Origin of the sequence: Burkholderia sp. MSMB1459WGS, from assembly GCF_001534535.1 — a bacterium.
Lineage (GTDB): Bacteria > Pseudomonadota > Gammaproteobacteria > Burkholderiales > Burkholderiaceae > Burkholderia.
Genome location: NZ_LPMU01000008.1, coordinates 1 through 14,871 on the forward strand (window position 1 = coordinate 1; position 14,871 = coordinate 14,871).

The 14,871-nt window shown below is 65.9% G+C and carries 17 protein-coding genes; 5 read left to right on the plus strand and 12 right to left on the minus strand.

From position 1 onward, the window contains the following. Both WT97_RS33960 and WT97_RS03465 read right to left on the minus strand, forming a co-directional pair. Positions 1 to 92: SDR family NAD(P)-dependent oxidoreductase (locus WT97_RS33960; protein WP_124488979.1), on the minus strand; the 92-nt coding region annotated here is incomplete at its 3' end. Between the two features lie 51 nt (positions 93 to 143). Beyond that, positions 144 to 884 (minus strand): acetoacetate decarboxylase, encoded by a 741-nt coding sequence (locus WT97_RS03465; RefSeq protein WP_009687317.1) that lies wholly within the window; start codon positions 882 to 884, stop codon positions 144 to 146. Positions 885 to 1,315: 431 nt separating this feature from the next. Between WT97_RS03465 and WT97_RS03470 the strand changes: the two genes are divergently transcribed. Further along, entirely contained in the window at positions 1,316 to 1,897 is a 582-nt protein-coding gene (locus WT97_RS03470) for an undecaprenyl-diphosphatase (RefSeq protein WP_060352844.1), read from the plus strand. Positions 1,898 to 1,921: 24 nt separating this feature from the next. Here the strand turns inward: WT97_RS03470 and WT97_RS03475 are convergent, their stop codons facing one another. The 4 genes from WT97_RS03475 to WT97_RS03490 all read right to left on the minus strand — a co-directional run bounded on the left by WT97_RS03475 (position 1,922) and on the right by WT97_RS03490 (position 5,213). After that, positions 1,922 to 2,155, minus strand: a complete 234-nt coding sequence (locus WT97_RS03475; RefSeq protein WP_034205794.1) for a hypothetical protein — start codon at positions 2,153 to 2,155, stop codon at positions 1,922 to 1,924. A 154-nt stretch (positions 2,156 to 2,309) separates the two neighbouring features. Continuing rightward, positions 2,310 to 3,131: a siderophore-interacting protein gene (locus WT97_RS03480; protein WP_060353062.1), complete on the minus strand. Its 822-nt coding sequence runs from the start codon at positions 3,129 to 3,131 to the stop codon at positions 2,310 to 2,312. A 38-nt stretch (positions 3,132 to 3,169) separates the two neighbouring features. Then, entirely contained in the window at positions 3,170 to 3,877 is a 708-nt protein-coding gene (locus WT97_RS03485; RefSeq protein ID WP_060032433.1) for a PadR family transcriptional regulator, read from the minus strand. A gap of 379 nt (positions 3,878 to 4,256) precedes the next feature. Further along, positions 4,257 to 5,213, minus strand: a complete 957-nt coding sequence (locus WT97_RS03490) for a LysR substrate-binding domain-containing protein (protein WP_060353063.1) — start codon at positions 5,211 to 5,213, stop codon at positions 4,257 to 4,259. Between the two features lie 258 nt (positions 5,214 to 5,471). Between WT97_RS03490 and WT97_RS03495 the strand changes: the two genes are divergently transcribed. The 3 genes from WT97_RS03495 (at position 5,472) to WT97_RS03505 (ending at position 7,934) form a co-directional block, all read left to right on the plus strand. Beyond that, on the plus strand, positions 5,472 to 6,383 hold the full coding sequence (locus WT97_RS03495; protein WP_156440198.1) for a DMT family transporter: 912 nt from the start codon (positions 5,472 to 5,474) through the stop codon (positions 6,381 to 6,383). A 62-nt stretch (positions 6,384 to 6,445) separates the two neighbouring features. Beyond that, positions 6,446 to 7,471 carry an alpha/beta fold hydrolase gene (locus WT97_RS03500; protein ID WP_060352846.1) on the plus strand — a complete coding sequence of 342 codons (1,026 nt, stop codon included), beginning with the start codon at positions 6,446 to 6,448 and terminating at the stop codon, positions 7,469 to 7,471. An 88-nt stretch (positions 7,472 to 7,559) separates the two neighbouring features. Continuing rightward, complete coding sequence (locus tag WT97_RS03505) at positions 7,560 to 7,934, plus strand: hypothetical protein (RefSeq protein WP_156440199.1); 375 nt, start codon at positions 7,560 to 7,562, stop codon at positions 7,932 to 7,934. A gap of 67 nt (positions 7,935 to 8,001) precedes the next feature. On the opposite strand, the gene WT97_RS03510 is transcribed toward WT97_RS03505, so the two are convergent. From WT97_RS03510 to WT97_RS03520, 3 genes are all read right to left on the minus strand, one after another. Continuing rightward, positions 8,002 to 8,826 carry an ankyrin repeat domain-containing protein gene (locus WT97_RS03510; protein WP_060352848.1) on the minus strand — a complete coding sequence of 275 codons (825 nt, stop codon included), beginning with the start codon at positions 8,824 to 8,826 and terminating at the stop codon, positions 8,002 to 8,004. Between the two features lie 174 nt (positions 8,827 to 9,000). Next, positions 9,001 to 9,522: a DUF2867 domain-containing protein gene (locus tag WT97_RS03515; protein WP_060352849.1), complete on the minus strand. Its 522-nt coding sequence runs from the start codon at positions 9,520 to 9,522 to the stop codon at positions 9,001 to 9,003. 138 nt (positions 9,523 to 9,660) lie between these two features. Beyond that, the gene (locus WT97_RS03520; RefSeq protein WP_059503528.1) at positions 9,661 to 10,242 is read right to left on the minus strand and encodes a TetR/AcrR family transcriptional regulator; all 582 of its coding nucleotides are present in this window, start codon (positions 10,240 to 10,242) and stop codon (positions 9,661 to 9,663) included. 255 nt (positions 10,243 to 10,497) lie between these two features. Between WT97_RS03520 and WT97_RS03525 the strand changes: the two genes are divergently transcribed. Beyond that, a complete protein-coding gene (locus WT97_RS03525; protein ID WP_060352850.1) occupies positions 10,498 to 11,628 on the plus strand; it encodes an alpha/beta fold hydrolase in 1,131 nt (376 codons plus the stop codon). 159 nt (positions 11,629 to 11,787) lie between these two features. On the opposite strand, the gene WT97_RS03530 is transcribed toward WT97_RS03525, so the two are convergent. The 3 genes from WT97_RS03530 to WT97_RS03540 form a co-directional block, all read right to left on the minus strand. Further along, complete coding sequence (locus WT97_RS03530; protein ID WP_060352851.1) at positions 11,788 to 12,879, minus strand: porin; 1,092 nt, start codon at positions 12,877 to 12,879, stop codon at positions 11,788 to 11,790. Between the two features lie 170 nt (positions 12,880 to 13,049). Further along, complete coding sequence (locus WT97_RS03535; protein ID WP_059503534.1) at positions 13,050 to 13,772, minus strand: SDR family NAD(P)-dependent oxidoreductase; 723 nt, start codon at positions 13,770 to 13,772, stop codon at positions 13,050 to 13,052. Continuing rightward, positions 13,750 to 14,871, minus strand: coding sequence for a 2,3-butanediol dehydrogenase (locus tag WT97_RS03540; protein WP_060352852.1), 1,122 nt, complete (start codon positions 14,869 to 14,871; stop codon positions 13,750 to 13,752). Before WT97_RS03540 ends, WT97_RS03535 begins: the two co-directional genes overlap by 23 nt.

Consider the following 14,871-nt stretch of genomic DNA (forward strand, 5'->3'; position numbering starts at 1 on the left):
GCGCCTGCCTTGGCCAGCTCCAGCGCGATTTCCTTGCCGATGCCGCTCGCGGCGCCCGTGACGACTGCGGTCTTGCCATTCAGGTTGCTCATGTTCGAATTCCCGTAGTGAAAGGATTGACAGGGAGAAGGACTGCGGACGGGTTACTGGGCCAGGTAATCGTAGACGACTTCGCCGAGGCCCAGCGTCAAATCCGCGACGAGGTGGCGCGCTTCGACGATCTCGAGCACGGGCAGATCGGCCACCGGCGCGAGCGCGTGCGGCGCCAGCTCGAGCGATGCGGGGCCCGTCCACGCGCCCTTCATCTTGATGTCCTGCATGTAATAGCGCACCAGTTCGCAGACGCGCGCGGTGCCGTCGACGTGCGGGATGATCTTCAGCAGGAAATTGGGGCCGGCGAGCCGTTTCGTCTGCTCGTCGATGTCGAGCTCCTTGTGCTTGTAGCCCATCGTGCCGGTCGCGACGCGCACCTTGCCGTAGTCGAGCGTGCCCAGGATGTGATCGGTGTTCACGTGCAGCGTGGGCGACGCGAGCTTCTTCGGGAAGCCCCACAGCTCGCGGCCGCCGGCGATCGGCGGGTGATCGTCGAGATACATCGCCAGCGTATAGCCGCCCGGCTGGCCGTTGTATTCGACGGGGATCACCTGGCCGCTTTCGGTGTAATCGCCGAAGCCGGTCGAATCGGCCATGCGGATGAATTCGTAATGCACGAGCGGCTCGGTGACCTGCAGCGGCTCGGGGACGATTTCGCGGAGACGGTCCGGATCGGTGCGGTACGTGATGATCAGAAACTCACGATCGACGAAACGGTACGGGCCCATCGGGAACGCAGGGCTGGTCAACGGCATCGCAAACGCTTTCGATCGGACATCGCTGGGTTTCATGCGGACTCCTTGTTGTTGATCGCTTCGTGGATGAGTGGTCGTAATCGTATGCCTGTGCGTTGCCGTTGTGCGATGCCGCATCTGGAATTAATTGTTGCCGATTTCGAATAATTCGACGCGTAAATATTGAGATGAACGATGCAAACGACCTAGTGGCACGCCGGCCGGGCGATGGTGGCACGTGTCGGTGACGCCGTCATGTGAAAAAGGTGAGCCTTTACGGGAGGTGTGGTGAGCTTTTACGGGGACGTTCGCGCGGCAATATGACAATTGTGTGAACTTGTGTTGCAGTGCGGGCTCTAAGTGCGTTCGCCGCACGGCCTTGTTCGGCGACTGTCGCATTAAGCACCGCTTAAGCGGCCGCGCCCTAGCATTCGTTCGCATCCGGCCGGGCAACCGGCCGATCTTTTACGCGCCACGCAACCGGATTCATGCAGAACCTCAATCTCGCCCTCTTTTCCGCCGTCAATGCCGGGGGTGCACCGCACCCGGGCGTTGCCCGCCTCGCGATCTTCGCCGCCGACTGGCTCGTCTATGCGCTGCCTGCGATGCTGCTGCTGACCTGGATCGTCGGCGCGCGCGCCGCGCGGCGCCAGGCGATCGAAACCGGCGTGGGCGTGTGCGTGGCGCTCGTGCTCGCGCAGGTGCTCGGGCATGTGTGGTTCTCGCCGCGCCCGTTCATGGCCGGCGTCGGCACGCAGCTGATTCCGCACGCGCCGGACAGCTCGTTTCCGAGCGATCACATGACGTTCGCGTGGAGCATGGCGGTCGGGCTGCTGCTCGGCGGCACGACGCGGGTCACCGGTTTGGTGATGGCCGCGATGGCCGTCGCGATTGCATGGGGGCGCGTCTATGCGGGCGTGCACTGGCCGTTCGACATGGCGGGCGGCGTGCTGGTCGGCACGGCGGGCGCGCTGGCCGCGCACCTGTACGGGCAACGCGCGACCGCGCTGCTCGAACGGCTCGGCGATTCGGTGCAGGCGGCCGTGATGGGGCGCCGGCAGGCGCCGTAAGCGGAAGGAAGCGGCAGGGCGCCGTCAGCCGGACGAGCCGGCGGTGCGGGCCGATTCGGCCGAGGCGGACGGGCCGCCGCCCGCATCGTGCAGTTCGGGCGTATCGGCCGGATGTCGCGCGGCATCGCGGTCGCGGGCGCTTTCCGTCAGGATCGCGCACATCGCGACGAACAGCGCGAGAACGACTGCGGCGAGGCCGCAATAACCGGCGATCTTCAGGTGGCGAAGGAAAGGCGAAGCGTGGCTTTCTTTTGTCATGACCGGGCGCTCCTTGGCGGGCTGCGGCGGCTGTCGCCCGACAGCGGCGTCGCACACGTACATATATACCAGCCGCGATGCCGATGCCAAGCCCGCCGCTGCGCCGGCGCCACGATTGTTTCAGCGGCCCGGCATCCGGGCGCCCATCCTCCGGTCAGTCTTCCAGCGTTTCGTGCACGGCCACCGCGCCGCGCTTCCAGTAGGCCGCCGCGCGGATGCGCGACTTGTCGACGCCGCGTTCGCCCGTCAGGTGCTGACGCACCGCGCGCATCGACAGCGCTTCGCCGGCCGCCCATACGTAGCCGTCGCCAGACGACGGCAGCGGCAGGTCGCGCACAGCGTTCAGCAGCGCGTCGCCGTTCGCCGCGTCGGCTTCGGCGCGAAAGCGCCAGATTTCATGCACGTCGGCGCGCGTATCGAACGAGATTTGCGCGGTGCGATCCGCGACTTCCAGCACGACCGCCGCGCGCGCACCGGCCGGCAATTCCTCGAGACGCCGCGCGACGGCCGGCAGCGCCGTATCGTCGCCGATGAGCAGATGCCAGTCGAAATCGGTCGGGACGACGAACGAACCGCGCGGGCCGCCGATGCCGAGCCATTGGCCGACGCGTGCCTGTGCGGCCCATTGCGAGGCAGGGCCCGGATGGTTCAACACGAATTCCAGATCGAGTTCGCAGGCGGCGCGGTCGAAGCGGCGCGGCGTGAAGTCGCGCGCGACCGGCTTGGGTTCGCCTTCCGGAAACTCGGGGCCGTTCGCGCCGAGCGTCGGCAGCGCGGGCCGCTCCGCGCCCGGCGGCGGGAAAAAGACCTTCACGTGATCGTGGAACGACGCGGATTCGAAATCGGCGAGGTCGGGGCCGCCGAGCGTGACGCGCAGCAGATGCGGCGTCACGGTATGCACGCGCAGCACCTGCAGCAGGCGGAACTTGAGTGTGTGGCGCACGCGGGTGACGGTGCGCTCGGACGTGTTCTGCATCGATCCGTTCTCCTTGAGTGGTGGCGGGGCGGCGCGGATCACGCGCCGCCGCCTTCGATTTCGGCCGTCGCGCGGCGCATGATGGCCGCGATGCGGCGCTGTTCGTCGGCATCGGCGGCGCTCTTGTGCAGCAGCGCGCGCTTGAGGGCGAGACGCGCCTCGACGAATTCCGGCAGCCAGCCGGCCTGCGACTCGTCCTGCGCTTCGCTGCCCGCCGATTCGCCGGCGAACGCGCGGCGCATGAATTCCATCTTGCGAGCGAGGTGCGTGAGGCGCGCGAACAGTGTGTCGACGCGCTCGCGCTGCGCGTCGAGATGCGCGCGGCCTGCGTCGGTCAGCGCATAGCGCTTGCGGTTGCCTTCCGCTTGCGACGCGACGAAGCCGACTTCCTCGAGATACGTGAGCGCCGGATACACCATGCCGGGGCTCGGGCTGTAAAAGCCGTTCGAGCGCGTGTCGAGCGCCTTGATCAGTTCGTAGCCGTGGCTCGGCTGCTCGGCCACCAGCGCGAGCAGCAGCAGCTGGAGATCGTCGGAGCTGAACTGGCGGCCGCGCGGCATGCCGTCGTCGCCGAAATCGCCAAAGCCGCCGCGCCCGCCCCGGCCGCCGAACGGGCCGCCACCGAACGCATCGTGGCCGCGACGGTGGCGGCCGATCGCGTACCAGAGACCGGCGAACCAGTCGGGGCGGGCATGCGCACCATGACCGTCGCATCGGGCATGGCCGCGGAAGTGGTTGTGTCGCATGATCGTGTCCTATATGTCGTAAAACATATCTAAAGATATATATCGAAAGATAGAGCGTCAAGGGGAATTATTGGGGCGGGATGGGGTGTGGGCGGTGTCGATTGGCGGGTCGTAGGGCCTCAATATCCAAACGGCTCCGAAGTCGATTCGAAGCCAGTTACGGCCACGCGCTATACCGCGATGCAAGCGTACGGGTGAGAAGGAGGGCGATCCGCCCAACGTGACGGGCTTGGCGACGTAGCGGTAGCGCCGAGGCGCGCGCCTCGAACGCTTGCAAACGGACGACACGGGCTCGATGCGATGGCCATGTGCGCGGTACGGAGCGATCCGCGGCTTCCCGTGGACGCTGCTCACACGCGCCGGCAGCGTGCTTGCGGACTCAACCGCTCCTTTCCACAGACAGCGGGTCGATATTCGCGTTCAGGCGCTCGGCACCGTGCCAGGTTCGGCTGTCGACGATTTCGCCGACCATTCCGACGATCATCCGTTTCCCTTCGAGCACCGCTTGCGAATGCGAGCGCGCCGTATTTTCACAGAGCGCCCAGGTGATGTAGGCGCCCCGGATCGGACTCCACGAGATCGACTCTTCCCAGAACGCATTGCCGCTGACCGCGCAACATGGCGTGACGGTGTCGGCGATGCCGCGCCGGGCGAGTTCCATCGAGAGATGCATCGCATCGAGTTCGAACAGGATGTCGAGTTCGACGTTGCGACGGAGCATCGCGTGCTCGATGGTCGAGCGGATGACGTTCTGTTTTCCCGCCAGCGCGAGTTTGCGATCGCCGAGACGCGACAGCGGCACCGCCTTGTCGGGCCTCAAGCCGGTGTCCCTGGCGCTCACGAGAACGAGGGGCTCACGAACGAGTGGTGTATGGACATAGCCCTGCGGCGGCGACGCTTCGAACGGCACGATAGCGAGGTCCAGCATGCCGGAATGCATGACATCGCGCAGCTCGTGGCTCACGCCCTCGTGAACACGAAGCCTCACGCGCGGATAGTCGGCGACCAGCCGCGCCACGAAGTTCGATGTGAAGAGGTTGCGCCAGGACGGCGCAACGCCTATCGCCAACTGGCCCGCGGCGCAGTCGCCGACCTGCTCGACCAAGGAGGTCAACTGACGAAGAATGGGTCTTGCTCGCTCCACCAGCAGCATGCCGGCCTCGGTCGGCTGAACGCCGCCCCGCGTTCGCGTAAAAAGCTTCGCGCGAAGTTGATGCTCGAGCAGCGCGATGTGGCGCGACAGCGCCGGCTGGGAGAGCCGCAAGTCGATGGCGGCCTTGTTGATACTGCCGAGTTCGGCCACACGCAAGAAGTACTCGATAAGACGGGAGTCCACTGGCGCCTCCGTGAGTTCCGGCTCGATCCATTGCAGCAGTAAAGCAGGCGTAACGCCGTTATTCAATAGATGGATAACGGCGATAGAAACTCCACATTATCGGGATAACGAAGCGCTCGCTAGCATTGAAGCAATCGCATACGAGGTCATCGACGGAAACAGTCCCATGGCAGCCCCTTATATCGAGCATTTCAGGAGCCCGTGCCTCCGCAGCAAGGACGCGACGATCGCCGCATTCGGCAGGCAGAAGGGCAGCCCGTGACGGCCGCAACCACGACCCATGCCAGTTGGAGCGCACGTCGCGGCTGGGTCGCTCTCGCCGTTGGCTATCAATGGTTCTACAACGGAGCCAATTTCCTGGCTTTCAAGGTCGCCGGGAACGCGTTGCATCCGCTGATGGTGGCGACATTGCGCTTCTCGCTTGCGGCGCTGGTCGTTCTGCCTTTCGCGCTGGCTCGCTGGCGCCGTTCGCCTGCGTCGGTCCGCGAGACGGGTGGTGCGGCGTTGATCGGCGTCACCATGCTGGTGGCCAGTCAGGCGCTCGCGATCTGGGGCACGCATTTTCTGCCGGCAGGGGTGGCCGCGATATTCGGCTCGTCTTCGCCGCTCTTTCTGGCGTTGTTCGCATGGGCGGTGTTTCATCGGCCGCTGAGCGGCCGTCAGGTCGCCGGGGTCGCCATCGGCTTTGCCGGTCTCGCGCTGATGGGCTGGACTTCTGCTACCGGCGGCGACTTCCGGCCGATGGGCGCCGCACTTGCGCTTGCCGGGACGGCCGCGTGGGCAGCCGGGTCGCTGCTTGCGCCGCGACTGGCGTTGCCTCGCGATCCCGTCATCGGCCTGGCGATACAGCTGATATCGGCCGGTGCGGTGCTCGGCGCGATCGTCGCCGTGTCGGGGATCGCTGCGACGACGTACCTTGCGCGCGTATCGCCGGCGGCATGGGCTGCACTCGCGTTTCTCGTCGTGGCGAGCACGCTGATCGGTTACGCCGTGTTCCTGACGCTCAACGCCCAGGTCTCGACGACGCTCGCCAACACCTTCAACTATGCGGCGCCGGTGATCGCGCTGGGTTTCTCGGCGCTCTTGCTGCACGAGCCGTTGACGCGCGTGAAGCTGATTGCCGGCGGCATCGCGTTGGTTGGGGTGGCGCTGATGATCGATCGCAAGTAGCTCGGCGAACGGCAGCCCTTTCACCTTCGGCAAACCGCTGAAATCAACCGGAGCCTCGGATCATGACGGAGACATCTCGACACTCGCTGGTATCGCGCACGCTCGACATGACGGGTCGGCCGACGCACTATCTCGAGAGCGGGCCGGCCGACGGGCCGCCGATATTTTTTCTGCACGGCTGGCCGAGCTTGAGCTTGATGTGGCGCGCCCAGATGGAAGCCTTTGCCGCCGACGGCTGGCACTGCGTCGCGCCGGACCTGCGCGGCTACGGCGGCTCTTTTGCGCCTGAAGCCAATGACGCCTATACCATCGAGGCCGTTGTGACGGACATGACCGAACTCCACGATCATCTCGGCGGCGAGCCCGCGATCTGGGTGGGGCACGACTGGGGTAGCGTCGTGGCCGCCGAGTTGTCCGCACATGAGCGCGAGCGCAGCCGTGGCGTCGTGCTGACGTCGCTGGCATATCAACCCGACGGGCACGCGTTGAGCACCGTCGTTCCACTGATCGACAGGACGATTTATCCTGTCGACGCGTATCCCGATGGCCAGTGGGACTACTACCGCTACTACACGACGCATTTCGACGCGGCGGTGGCCGACCTGGATGCGGACCGGACAGCATCGCTGGCATCGATTTTTCGACCGGGCGACCCTGACTGCATCGGCAAGGTGTCGCCGAATGCGGGCGTCACGCGCAATGGAGGGCGTTTCGGTGCCGCGCATCGTGCGCCGCCGACTCCCCCCGATCCGGCTCTGTGGCCGCCGGCGGACTTTGAAGCGCTGGTAGCGTCGTTCGATACGCATGGCTTCCGTCCCGCCTGCGCGTGGTATCTGAACGATGAGGCCAACCTCGCTTACGCACGCAGCGCGCCGGATGGCGGCCGTCTGTCGCAGCCGGTGCTGTTCGTCAACGGCGAATTCGATCAGATTTGCAGCATCACCGGAAATCGCCAGGGCGACCCCATGCGTGCGGCATGCGCGGACCTGACCGTGACGACGATGCCGGCCGGGCATTGGTTACCGCTGGAATGCAAGGCCCGCCACATCGAAGCGATCCGCGCCTGGCTTCGGAGCAAAAACCTTTGATGCAGCGAGACATCGCTCGGACCGCGAACCGTAAAATGTCGGGGTGAGCACCGGCCGCTACGGCGGCGTCAGATATGGTCAGCGACACATGGATCCGAAGATGGGCTGGATTGATCGAATCAACGCACGACTGACCCGCTTCGCCCGCCGCCATGAGCCAGCCAGGTACATCGAGACCGACGGCGTGCGGCTGGTTTCCCCAAACGGCACGGAAAAGCGGCTGCCCTTCGCTGCGCTCGTCGGCGTGCGGGCCGAACTGCGCGACATCTTCGTGGGCGACATCGTTGTCCTGATGCTGCGCTTCGACGACGGCACGTGCGTCGAGTTCGGACAGGACGATCCGAACTGGTGGGCGCTGATGGAAGGGCTCGACCGCTCCGGCCGCATCGCCAGGCCCTCCGCCGAATGGCAGCTCGAGGTGATCGCCGCCTCGGGCGATTCTGCCGCCATCGACTTGATGTAGCGAACCTGGCGATATCGGCATGCTCTGCGCCAACGCGGAGCGCGCCGAGATGGCCGTTCACCGACCGTCATGGACGCACCATTCCCGCCGGCGGCGCGGGATCGAGGCCCTGGGCCTTCAGATGCACCCATACCTTCACCTTGAAAGGATAGACCGGGCTGTCGGGCAAGGTGGCGCCCGGGATCCTGAATGTCTCGACCAGGCCGGCCGCTGCCTTGGGCGTATCGGTACGGGCGCCGAGCTCGATCAGCCGCCATACGACATCCCAGTCCGCGCCCCACGCAGCATCCACCACCATCGGCTGTCCGTCGACCTCTGCATCGATATCAGCGCCGCGCGCGTGCAGATAGGTGATCGCGTCGAGGTTGCGATCGTTGAGGAAACGTACGATCACCGGATCGCCATCCGGGCGCACCGCATTGGGATTGCCGCCGCCATCGAGCACCATCGCGAGCAGCGACGGATCGCGCCGATAGGCATTGGCCGCGAGCGAAACCGCGCTGTCCCCGTCGGCATCGCGCAGGTTCGGATCGGCATGGTGCGCGATCAGCGCTGCGGCGGCCTTCTTGCGATGGGTGGCGACGGCGAATTCGAGCGGCGTGACGTTGCGGGCGCCGCGCGCATTGACCGACGCCCCGCCGGCGATCGCGCGCGCGACGGCGGCGGGATCGTCGGCCTCGATCGCCTGCTCCAGCGGGATGTCGGGTCCGCTGAATTGCATGTCCGCACTGCTCGCTGACACGGGAGCGCAACTGGCGACGATCGACAGCGCCAGCAGCCACGCGCGCCACCTTACCCCCGCAATGCGCTTCAGCCGTACGTCTGCCAAAACGCCTGCGTTTCGGTGCGGATGCGCGTCCCTGGCGGCGATCATCTGGTCGACGGTGTTCATGACGTCCTGGCGCTCGGCTGAAAGGCGATTTTTCCTGGTTGGTATTGCCGATGCTTTCGTGCGGTGGCGAAAGGCGGCCACGCACATGGGCATCGGACACGGGCGCGTGCCGGCGGCGGCGAGCGAGCGTGTGTCGATCCGGTGGAAACGGACGGCGATGCCTCGTTTTCGCCGCTACCGGCCGGGCCATCCGAGCTTCTGTGCCTGATCGAGCGAGGCTCGCACGACCAGGCGATGGAAAGGCGCGATCACGCCGAGATAGGCGCGGCCCAGCAGACGATTGTAGAAGACGAGCGTAGTAAGTATCAGTTGCCGGGGCCGATCCTCGGCGGCAGGTTGCACGAGAATCGACACGCGGAAATCGAGATGGGCGTCGTCCTCGCCCAGAATGATCTCGTCTTCATGCCGTTCGAACACGCGGAAAATACCGAGCCGGTCGTCCTTCGCGGCTTTCAGATCGATCGTCGTTTTAAGGCCGAACGGCCGGACGGCAATGTCGCGAATTCCCTGCAGCATGGCGATCCATTGGGGTTGTCCTGCGAAGACGTATCGAGCGAGAGATTCTGCGTCGTTGCAGGCAGTCGCCGGCAAATCCACCGAAAATGCGTCGACAAAATCGGCGGTGCCGAACGACCGGCTCAGCCTCGAGGTCGCTGGCGGGCCGACCTGCTTGGCCTTGTTCGGTTGCTTCTGCATGCCCACTCTCCATGCATTCAAGTTGTCCGGCTGCCTCGGTGCGCCCCGAATGCACGCAGTCGAGAGAATGTGCGACGTGTTCCTGCTCGGGCCGAAGCAAACCGATCGTGGTGGTCCGGCAACGAGCATCGGACCGGATCACCGCTCCGGAGCGGCCCACCTTTGGACGCTGACCTCTGCCAGCGCTTCGAATACAGCCGGCGTGCGTTCCAGACGGGCGATCGTTCGTGCGCCTTCGAGGGCGGCCACCAATGCGGCCGCGGCGGAGGATGCGCGCGCGGGAGTGAAACCGCACCCCCTGAAATGCTCGGCAATAATCGCGGTCGATTCGGCAAATCCACGCGCCACGCGTTGGGTCAGCTCGGCGTCGAGCGCGGGCAGCTCGTTCGCGAGATTCTGCATCAGACATCCATACTGGAAATCGGAGGCGACCATTTCGGCCGCGAACGCGCTGAAAATTCGATGAACGAAATTCAGCGCATTGCCCGCCGTACTCGCCGAGATATCCCGTAATACAGCCATTCGCTTCGCAACATAATTATCGATTGCTTCTTCTGCGAGTTGCGCCTTGCCCCGCGGGAAATGAAAGTAGAACGACCCTTTAGGCGCGCCGCTTTCTTCGAGTATCTGGGTCAAGCCGGTCGCAGTGTAGCCCTGGATGCGGAATAGTCGCTCGGCCGTGGCAATGGCGCGAGCGCGCGCGTCAGTCTTGCGTGTCATGCCGACAACCTACCACGTTCCGCTTGACGCCGCTATGGCGATCACCATAGTATGGTGATCGCCATATATCGGAGATGACCGATGTCCCGTAACTCGATCAAGCCATCGGCATCCCGACGAGCGATGTTGGCGATGGGCGCGGCCGGCCTGGTTGCGGCGTTACTTCGACCGGCCCGCGCAACCCCTCAGGGAGGAACTGATTTGGCCACGTCGACATATGGCGAAGGAACGCTTCCCGGCGGGGTTCGCTCACGCATGATCCATGGGGTCAACGGCCTCGATGTCCATATTCTCGAGGCCGGTTACGAAAGTCCCGGCCGGCCGCTCGCGCTGCTTCTGCACGGCTTTCCGGATTTGGCTTACGGTTGGCGACACCTTCTCCCGATCCTGGCTGACGCCGGATATCACGTCGTTGCGCCCGATCAGCGGGGTTTCGGGCGCACCACCGGTTGGGTGAACGACTATGACGCCCTACTGGAGCCATTCGGTCTCCTGAATATGACGCGCGATGCCCTCGGACTGGTTTCGGCGTTGGGATATCGGCGCACGACGATGCTCGTCGGGCACGACCTCGGCTCGCCGGTCGCGGCCTATTGCGCGCTGGCGCGACCGGACGTCTTTCCGTCGGTCGTGCTGATGAGCGCACCGTTCCCCGGTCCGCCGGCCCTTCCGTTCAACACCGCGCAAAGCGACGCACCGTCGGCTCATCCGAACACCGAGAACCAGAAGTTGGCGGCCGCGCTGGCATCGCTCGACCCGCCGAGGGAGTATTACCAGCAATACTTGAGCACACGGCAGGCGAACGACGACATGTGGCACCCGCCTCAAGGCCTGCACGCCTTTCTTCGTGCGTTCTTCCATGTCAAGAGCGCGGACTGGCCGGGAAACCAGCCGTATCCGTTGAAGGCGCGGACCGCCACGGAGCTTGCACGAATGCCCACCTATTACGTCATGGATCTCGGCAAGACGATGCCCCAGACCGTCGCGCCATTCCAGCCGTCCGCCGCCGAGGTCCGGGCCTGCAAATGGCTTACCGAACCGGAACTCGCGGTGTACACGGCGGAGTATGGCCGTACGGGATTTCAAGGCGCCCTGCAGGCTTATCGCGTCTTTTCCGATCCTGATCTGAACGCCGAGTTGCGCCTGTTTTCGGGCAAGACGATCGATGTCCCATCGCTCTTTATTGGCGGAAAGAGCGATTGGGGTACCTATTCGGCACCGGGCGCGCTCGAATTGATGAGGACGAAGGCGACGACGAGAATGAGTCGCATCGAGCTGATCGACGGCGCCGGGCACTGGATTCAGCAGGAGCAACCGGGTCGGCTCGGCGAGCTGCTGCTCGCCTTCGCCAAGGAGGTCGATGCGGCAGAGCGTGCCGGCGATTAGTTCGGGAGCGGCCGCCGTCATGGCATCGGCTTCCGGCCCCGCGGCCTTCGATCGCCGAGTGAAACGTGAAGGACAACGGACGAACGCAGCGGCCGAACTGGCGGCGCGCATTCGTCCCGGGCCGCGCCGGATGCCGGAACGCCGGCAGCCCGCGCCGGATCAGAACCGCGTACTGAATCCGATCCGCGCGATCGACTGCAATGCGCCGCTCGACGCGCCGTTCGCGTCCATCACGCCGTTGATCTGCGCGTGGCTGCCGCGGCTTGCGCGTTGATGCACGCCCGCGACGTACACCATCGTGCGCTTGGACAGCCAGTACTGCACGGCAGCGAGCAACTGGTGCGCGTGCGCGTTGTCGAGCGTGTCGTTGCCTTTCATGTACGTGTAGCTCGCGCCGATCACCCATACCGGCGATGGCCGCCACGTGGCGCCGGCTTCCGCCGACCACGCGCCTGCGCCATTCTGCGCGTTGTGCACGGTCGTAAAGAGCGCCTTCCCGGTGACCGTGCCGACCGTGTAGTGCACGCCCGCGCCCCAGTTGCGCACGCTGGTGGGCGGCAGGCCGTCGGCCGCGCCGTATTTCTGGTTCGTATAGGCGGCGCCCGCGCCGAACGGGCCGTTGTCGTAGCTGGCGCCCGCGCTGACCGTGTTGTTCGCGCCGATCGGTCCCGCGATGTTGCCGAAGCCGTACAGCGCGCCGAAGGTCAGGCCCGACAGCGACGGGCTCGTGTACTTGACCGAATTCGCGACGCGATTGCTGCCGGCGACGCGGTCCCAGTCGAATGCGCCGGTCGGGTTGTTCGGCAGCGCGAGCCGGTCGAACGGCCCGTTGCGAAAACCGTACAGGCCGACGAGGTCCTGCGCGATCTCGTTGCCGCCGGCAGCCAGCGAATCGACCATGAACTCGTACTGGTTGCCGAGCGTCAGCGTGCCGTATCGGTCGTTCTGCAACCCGACATAGGCCGTGCGCGCGAACAGCCCGCCGCCGATGATCGAGCCGTTGCCGAGCGAATACTGGTTGACGAGCCGGAAGATCGCACGCGTGCCCGCGCCGAGATCCTCCTTGCCTTCGAAGCCGAGCAGGTTCGGAAAGAAGATGTTGTCGTCGAATTTCGCGGCGCCGTGGCCGCCTTGATTGCCGACGTAGCTGATGCCGGCATCCATCAGCCCAAACATCGTCACGCTGCTCTGGGCGAGCGCGGCGGACGGAAGCGTGCAGGCCGCGAGTGCCAGAAAGGTCTTTTTCGTCATCTCCAGAGTGCTCCTCACATGGTCCGATCGAGTCGGACATTTTTTGTCGGACTACTGATTGATATGAAGAAAACCGAACCGAGCGACCCGGTTCGGCGACAGTCGAAGAGCGTCGCGCAACGTGCATCGGCAGGTTGCTTCGATCCGCCGATGCGCCGCGCGCGGGCGCGCTAGACCGTCGAATACCCGCCGTCCACCGGTACGATCGCGCCGGTGACGAACGACGCGGCGGGCGAGCACAGGAACAGGATGACTTCCGCGACTTCGTCGGCCGTGCCCCAGCGCCCGAGCGGCGTGCGCTCGAGGATGCGGCGCGACGCCTGCGTGTCGGCCATCAGAGCGCTGCTGAGCGGCGTGTCGATCCAGCCGGGTGCGACCGCGTTCACGCGGATGCCGCGATCGGCCCACGCTTGCGCGAGCGAGCGCGTGAGTTGCGCGATGCCGCCCTTGCTCGCGCTGTATGCGGGCCGGTCCTTGCTGCCGAAGTACGTGTACATCGACGCGATATTGACGATGCTGCCGCCGTTCGCCGCCAGCGCGGGCCGCGCGGCGTCGGATGCGCGCATGACCGACGTCAGGTTCACGTTCAGCACGTGCTCGAACTGGTCCAACCGGTACTCGTCCGCGTGGCGGCTGATGCCGACGCCATTGACGAGCACGTCGAGCAGCGGCAGCGCGGCGATCGTGCGCGTCAGGGCGGCGCCGTCGGCCACGTCGAGTTCGACGCAGCGGATGCCGGCATGCACGGGCGCATGCGGGCCGGCCGCGTCGAGCCCCAGCGCGACGACCGATGCACCGGCCTGGGCGAAGCGCAGCGCGGTGCGTGCGCCGATGCCCGATGTGCCGCCCGTCACGACGACCGACTGCCCGTCAAACGCCCACTGACGATTCATGCTCGACACTCCCGGTGGTGGAGGCGCGACGGGCCGGCCGCTGCGCGGGTGAAACGAGGATCTTGATCTGTGTGCGGTCGGCGAGCAGTGCGTCGAAGCCGTCGGCGACGGCATTCTCGAGCGAGACGGTGCGCGTGACGATCGACGTGAGGTCGAGCGCGCCCGACGCGACGATGCGCAGGAGGTCTTCGTACGCATGCCGATAGCCGACGCTCGCGGTGAAGGTCAGCTCGTCGTTGACCGCGCGAAACGCGTCGAAACCCGCGTGCGGCATCAGGCCGACCATCACGACGCGACCGCCCTTGCGCAGTGCTCGCATCGCCGATTCGAACGTGGCCTGCAAGCCGGCCGATTCGAAACTCGTATCGACGCCGAGCCCGCCCGTGGCCGCGCGAATCGCGTCCTGCAACGCGGACGCATCGAGTCCGCGCGCATCGAACGCGTGCGTCGCACCGAAGCGGGTGGCGGCCGCGAGCCGTTCGGGCGACACGTCGACGGCGACGATCGTCGTCGCGCCCTGCAGCTTCGCGAGCATGATCAGCAGCAGGCCGATCGGCCCGAGCCCGAACACCGCGCAGGTCTCGCCGAGGCGCAGCTCGCCGCGTCGCAGCGCGTGCAGCGCCACGGCGGCCGGCTCCATCACCGCGGCCTGTTCGAGGCTCACGCCGTCGGGCAGGCGGTGCAGCATGTAGCCCGGCACGACCGCGAAGTCGGCCATCCCGCCGTCGCCCATCAGTCCGGCAAAGCCCATCGACACGCACAGGTTGTACGAACCCGAGCGGCAATACGCGCACTGGCTGCAGCGATACTCGGGCTCGACCGCGACGCGGTCGCCCGTGCGCAGCGTCGTCACGCCTTCGCCGATTTCGACGACGGTGCCGCAGAACTCGTGGCCGAGCGTCAGCGGCGCGGTGCGGCGCGACAGCGGATGCGGCGCGTCGACCGGAATCGCGTGCGGGCCGTCCGCATATTCGTGCAGGTCGCTGCCGCAGATGCCGCAATACGCGACCGCGATGCGCACGTCGCCGGGGCCGACGCGCGGCGTGTCGATTTCCACGAGACGGACGTCGCGCGGGCCATGCCATTGAAGTGCGCGCAT